The organism is Prochlorococcus marinus XMU1402 (assembly GCF_017696205.1).
Taxonomy (GTDB): domain Bacteria; phylum Cyanobacteriota; class Cyanobacteriia; order PCC-6307; family Cyanobiaceae; genus Prochlorococcus_A; species Prochlorococcus_A marinus_AC.
The window spans coordinates 1,055,404-1,061,403 of sequence record NZ_JAAORD010000001.1 but is presented as its reverse complement, the minus strand read 5'-3'; the positions used below and the strand labels follow the sequence as shown (position 1 = coordinate 1,061,403).

The 6,000-nt window shown below is 31.8% G+C and carries 6 protein-coding genes and 1 tRNA gene; 4 read left to right on the top strand and 3 right to left on the bottom strand.

Annotated features, from left to right (window positions below; genetic code table 11):
• Window positions 1–829: 829 nt before the first annotated feature.
• Entirely contained in the window at window positions 830–937 is a 108-nt protein-coding gene (locus HA141_RS06090) for a high light inducible protein (RefSeq protein WP_011132751.1), read from the bottom strand.
• Window positions 938–1,334: 397 nt separating this feature from the next.
• A tRNA-Lys gene (locus HA141_RS06085) sits at window positions 1,335–1,406 on the bottom strand.
• Window positions 1,407–1,582: 176 nt separating this feature from the next.
• On the opposite strand from HA141_RS06085, the gene HA141_RS06080 reads away from it, so the two are divergent.
• Genes HA141_RS06080 through HA141_RS06065 form a run of 4 tightly spaced genes read left to right on the top strand, consistent with a single transcriptional unit; the run spans window position 1,583 to window position 5,208 of the window.
• Complete coding sequence (locus tag HA141_RS06080) at window positions 1,583–1,699, top strand: photosystem II protein Y (RefSeq protein ID WP_002807463.1); 117 nt, start codon at window positions 1,583–1,585, stop codon at window positions 1,697–1,699.
• A 6-nt stretch (window positions 1,700–1,705) separates the two neighbouring features.
• Entirely contained in the window at window positions 1,706–3,118 is a 1,413-nt protein-coding gene (gene trmFO / locus HA141_RS06075) for a methylenetetrahydrofolate--tRNA-(uracil(54)-C(5))-methyltransferase (FADH(2)-oxidizing) TrmFO (RefSeq protein WP_209117859.1), read from the top strand.
• A 23-nt stretch (window positions 3,119–3,141) separates the two neighbouring features.
• Window positions 3,142–4,686 (top strand): carotenoid isomerase, encoded by a 1,545-nt coding sequence (crtH, locus tag HA141_RS06070; RefSeq protein WP_209117857.1) that lies wholly within the window; start codon window positions 3,142–3,144, stop codon window positions 4,684–4,686.
• A gap of 15 nt (window positions 4,687–4,701) precedes the next feature.
• On the top strand, window positions 4,702–5,208 hold the full coding sequence (locus HA141_RS06065) for a hypothetical protein (RefSeq protein ID WP_209117855.1): 507 nt from the start codon (window positions 4,702–4,704) through the stop codon (window positions 5,206–5,208).
• On the opposite strand, the gene HA141_RS06060 is transcribed toward HA141_RS06065, so the two are convergent.
• A complete protein-coding gene (locus HA141_RS06060; protein ID WP_209117853.1) occupies window positions 5,205–5,942 on the bottom strand; it encodes a response regulator transcription factor in 738 nt (245 codons plus the stop codon). The genes HA141_RS06065 and HA141_RS06060 overlap by 4 nt on opposite strands.
• Window positions 5,943–6,000: the final 58 nt, after the last annotated feature.

Here is a 6,000-nt window from a genome sequence, read left to right as displayed (position 1 = left end):
TGTTAATACAGATGATAATACTGGTGTAATGGTTAAAACATCATTCGCTTTCTAAATTCATTAATTTTAAGTTTAGAAAATCTCTTATACACAAAAAAGGCCTGCATTTAGCAGGCTTTTTTATTGCCCTTTAAAAATACTTTTTTACTATTTATTTTGTTGCGCATAAAATATATTTTTGGCTTCCGCTTATTTATTTAAAAGTTTGAATGAAAGTTGAATAACTACTGATATTTAATTACATTAAAAATTAAAACTAACCTTTAATAATAAAATTAAAAACTTAGTATTTTTACTAACTAATAAAATTTCTAGAAAATGTCTCCAATATTTAAATGCTTGATTTGCAGAAAAGATATAGAACGGTCAACAAAAACGTTTTGGATAAAAAAAGGACATTTGTTGTGTTCAACTTGCCTAGATAATATAGATAAAAAATCAACTTCATAAGAATAGTTTGTGGCAGTAATAATTATATTTATCTAATAAGAACTTAAAAAATATATAAAGAGATTGACTTTCTTGAAATATTTAAGATATTTTATCAATTTATATTTTCAGAGTATTCAATGCATGATCGATTCATGTAGAACGTGATTAATAGTAAAGGCAAAAAAATTATGACTAACCTGCCATTTATACTTTCAGAAATAAGTTAAGAAATTTTTTGTATGATTGAAATTTTATTAACGTTTAATAGGAAAATTTGTAAAAAAAAAGCCCACAATTAAAATGTAGGCTTTTTTCAGGATAAAAGGATTTTTTCCTTAAGTGGGAATTACAAAATACCTAATATGATAGGTATATTTAAAATTTCGAGGTTTTAAATTTAGAACCAACCAGGAATTATCTGGCCAGTAGTGACGTATGCACCAACTGCTGCTACGAAACCTAACATTGCTGCCCAACCATTAAAACGTTCTGCTTCTGGAGTCATAATAATAAAATGAATTTATGTAAATGATTGTAACAGGTTTTATGAAGCTTTGTAAAGTATTTTTTTAGATTTACGAAAAAAAAGACATTTAAATTTAAAAAATCTTTATTTTTGCATAAATGTGACATAAATGTGTTGCCTATATATAGGTTAATAACCAATGATCTTTTAATAAAAGAGGTTTAGTAATGATACTTTTAATAGGGATTATTGATATTTAATATTTTCAATAAAATTATTCTTTTTGTTCTTTCAAAATATTCAAAAAATAAGATTAGTATTGTATCTTATATATTCTTCTGAAAAGAAAATAGTTTTTATAAAGTTAATTTTTAATATGTATGTTGAAATTGACAGTAAAAAAAACTTTAAAGAAATTGACTCAATTATTAGAATGTGGGTCGCCTGAGATTCGAACTCAGGACCAGCCGGTTAAAAGCCGGATGCTCTACCGCTGAGCTAGCGACCCATTTTGTAAAATTGAGTACATATGAAATTATCCCTTTTTAAGGTAAAAAAAACAACTTTTTATCTCAAGTTGAACAATAGAAAAACAATTCTTAACTTATGAAATAAAAAATTAAAATTTCTCTCTAAATTTACAGTTCAAAGGTAAAATATTGGATAATTAACAGAATTTCTAAAATGCTCAGAACAATAGTAGTTTTCGCACCGATTATCGCAGCTTTAGCTTGGGTTGTATTTAACATACAAAAGCCAGCAAGAGAGCAATTCAATAGAGACTTTTTGGGAAAGGACTAATCCAATTTGTTACAGAAAGAAGTAATAGTAATAGGAGCAGGTCTTGCAGGTTCTGAAGCTGCTTGGCAGGTAGCAAACTCTGGAATACCAGTTAAATTAGTTGAAATGAGACCTTTCAAATCAACTCCAGCACATCATACTAGTGAATGTGGAGAATTGGTTTGTAGTAATAGCTTTGGGGCTTTAAGTTCAGATAGAGCTTCTGGTTTATTACAAAAAGAACTTAGATCTTTTAATTCATTAATAGTTCAAACAGCAGACAAATTTGCTGTTCCTGCGGGAGGAGCTTTGGCAGTTGATAGATCCAAATTTAGTAAAGCTTTAACTGGAGCTTTATCTAATCATCCTTTAATCGAATTCAAGAGATTTGAACAGCTGGATCTCCCAAGCAAAGAAAATATAACTATCCTTGCTACTGGTCCTTTAACTGCAGATCAACTGGCAAGCAATATTCAATTTTTTACAGGTATTGAGGCCTGTCATTTTTTTGATGCAGCTAGTCCAATAATTTATGGTGATACAATTAACAAAGAAGTAGTATTTAAAGCAAGTAGATACGATAAGGGGGATCCTGCGTATCTTAATTGCCCGTTGAATAAAAATGACTATATTCATTTTAGGAATGAACTAATAGGAGCTGAACAAGCTGTTTTAAAAGACTTTGAAAAAGAATTTGCTAATTTCTTTGAAGCTTGCTTGCCAATAGAAGAAATTGCTAGAAGAGGAGTTGACACAATGAGATATGGACCCCTTAAATCTATTGGGTTGTGGAATCCTAAGTGGGGAGACTTACTTGATAGGGAGAATAGATTGAAAAATCGCCCTCATGCAATTGTTCAATTAAGGATGGAAGATCTCGAAGGAAAGTTACTTAATATGGTAGGTTTTCAGACAAATTTAAAATGGTCAGAACAAAAAAGAATTTTTAGGATGATTCCAGGCTTAGAAAAAGCTGAGTTTGTACGTTTTGGAGTAATGCATAGAAATACTTTTTTAGAATCTCCAAAATTACTTTTACCAACGCTACAATTCATAAAAAGAAAAACTCTTTTAGCGGCTGGCCAGATAACTGGTACGGAAGGCTATGCTGCTGCTACTGCAGGTGGATTGCTCGCAGGAATAAATGCATCTTTATTAGCTAAAGGCAAAAATCCAGTAACTTTCCCTAGTGAATCAATGATTGGTTCTCTTATAAATCACATTAGTAATAAAAATCAAATATTGTCCAATCATAAAAAAAATAAATTCCAGCCTATGCCTGCCTCTTTTGGTTTAGTTCCAGAACTAACTAAAAGAATAAAAGATAAAAGACTAAGGTATAAAGCTTATCAAGAAAGATCTACAATAGCCTTAAAAGATTTTAAAAGAATATTAGATTCACTTTTTGAAAAAGATCACTTACTTACCAAAATTAACTAAAATAAATTATTTAAATTATTAATATGAAATCTAATAAAGCAAATTTTGATGCAATTATTATTGGCTCAGGAATTGGAGGATTAGTAACAGCATCACAATTAGCTGCTAAAGGTGCTGAAGTTTTAGTACTTGAAAAATATATTATTCCAGGAGGAAGTGGGGGGTCTTTCAAGAGGAAAGGCTATACCTTTGATGTTGGTGCTTCAATGATATTTGGATTTGGAGATAAAGGTTATACTAATTTATTAACTCGTGCATTAAAAGACGTAAATGAGAAATGCGAAACTATTCCTGATCCGGTGCAACTTGAGTATCATCTTCCAAATAATTTTAGTATTTCAGTAGATAAAAGTTATGATAAATTCATTAATAAATTATCAGAAAGTTTTCCGAAGGAAAAAAAAGGTATAAAAAATTTTTACGATACTTGCGCAAATGTATTTAAATGTTTAGATTCAATGCCTCTTTTATCAATAGAGGATCCAAGTTATCTTTTAAAAGTTTTCTTTAAATCTCCATTATCCTGCTTGGGGTTGGCAAGATGGTTACCTGTAAACGCAGGAGATGTCGCCAGAAAGTTCATAAAGGATCCTGAACTCCTAAAATTTATCGACATAGAATGTTTTTGCTGGTCAGTAATGCCAGCCCTCAAAACTCCTATGATTAATGCCGGAATGGTATTTACAGATAGGCATGCTGGCGGTATAAATTATCCAAAAGGTGGTGTAGGAACAATAGCAGAAAAATTAGTTGCTGGTATCGAAAAACTAGGCAGCCAAATTCGTTATAAAGCCAATGTGACAGAGATCCTCTTAAAGGACAAGAAGGCTGTAGGAGTTAAGCTCTCAAATGGGGAGGAAATTTACTCAGATATTATTGTATCCAATTCAACTAGATGGGATACATTTGGACTGAAAGATAAAAAGAAAGGATTAATTGAAAGTAAGAATGTCCCAAAAAGTGAATATAAATGGTCAGAGACCTACAAACCTTCTCCATCTTTTGTCTCAATTCATCTTGGTGTTGAAAAAAATCTAATAAGCAATAGCTTTAATTGTCATCATATAATCGTTGAAAATTGGGATGAATTGGAAAGTGAAAAGGGAGTGATTTTTGTATCTATTCCTACTTTGCTTGATTCGTCTTTAGCCCCAGAAGGTAAACATATCGTACATGCATTCACACCTTCATCAATGAGTGAATGGGAAGGTTTATCAAGAACAGAATATCTGCAAAAAAAAGAAAAATACTTTTCATTTCTTGTTGAAAAGATATCAACTATATTACCTAATCTTGAACAAAATATTGATCACAAAGAAATTGGAACTCCAAAGACCCACAAAAAATTTCTTGGAAGATATGAAGGTAGTTATGGACCTATACCTAGTCAAAAGTTACTTGGACTTTTGCCAATGCCTTTTAATACTACAAAAATTAAAAACCTTTATTGCGTAGGGGATTCATGTTTTCCAGGGCAAGGCTTAAATGCAGTAGCTTTTAGTGGATACGCTTGTGCTCATAAAATAGGTTCAAAATTAAATATTAATAGTTTTAACTTGCCAGATTAAGAGGTTTTTTAGCAGATGATAGAAAGGTTTAAAACTCTTTTTTTTGTAAAAAGTTCTTTAATTTCTTTATATTTAGCGCTTACAATTCCTATACCTTTTATATCAATTGATAAATTAAAAATCCCCTCCATTTTTACATTTTTTTTAGGTCTTTACCTAATTATCAATATCACGAATGATTACGTAGAAACTTGCAATAATAAAATTTCATATAAAACTAGTTTTATTTCTAAAATTTTAGGGAGAAAAAATTGGGAGATTTCTTGGAAAGAGATTAAGTTAATCAAATCTCTGCCCACGAGTCAGGGTAGTAAGGTCTTTTATTTCAATAATAATAAAGGTGAAAATTTTTTACTTCCACAAAGATTAGAAAATTTCGAAAAGTTTTTATTAATTGTCTCAAAGAATACTGATATTGATATAAATGATATTTCTTATATATCACCTCTTTGGACTTATAAGTTATTGACTTTATTGTCAGTTTTAATGATTGCTGGTGAATTTTTTGCTTTTTTATACTAAATATTGTCAATACTGAATCGATAACCTTGTTGTCTAACAGTAGTTATTCCACCACCTTCTCCTAATCCTGCCTGCTCTAATTTTCTTCTTAACGTCAAGACTTGTGTATCTACAGATCTTGGTCCTCCGCTAAACGGAGGCCAAGCCATCCTTAGAAGCTCTTGGCGACTTCTTACCATACCAGGAGGCATAAGAAGAGCACACAGAAGCGCAAACTCTCTTGGGCTTAGCTCTACAGGCTTCTCGCTAAGAGTAACCTGCCTTAAAAGAAGATGTACTTCTAAAGGACCAACTTCGACCTTTTCTTGTAATCCTATTCTTCCTCTTTTTAATAGAGTTCTACATCTTGCTGCAAGCTCTTCTAGTCCGAATGGCTTTCTAAGAACATCATCGGCTCCTTCATCCAGAAGATTTACTAGGGCTTCTACTCCTGATCTTGCTGTAAGAACGATAACAGCACTTCCTAACTGTTGAGCAAGTCTCATAGCAGTATTTTGTTCAAGGATTTCTGCGCTGACCAAAAGATCAGGAGACTGTTCTCTGCAAAGGTCAATAGCCTCCGCAGCTGATCCAACGGCAGCAGCTAAATGACCATCTTGACGAAGTCTTTGTACTAGGACTGTTCTAAGTGTGGGGTGAGGTTCAACAACAAGAACTCTTGATGGAGTTTGAGAGCTCGAAGGCAATTGTGAACTGCCAGGGGTTGAAGCTAAGATTTGCTCAGTTGATTGCATTCTTAATTACTGTTGGGCCAGGCAATTTTTAATCATCCTTAATAAGGTATAACAAATG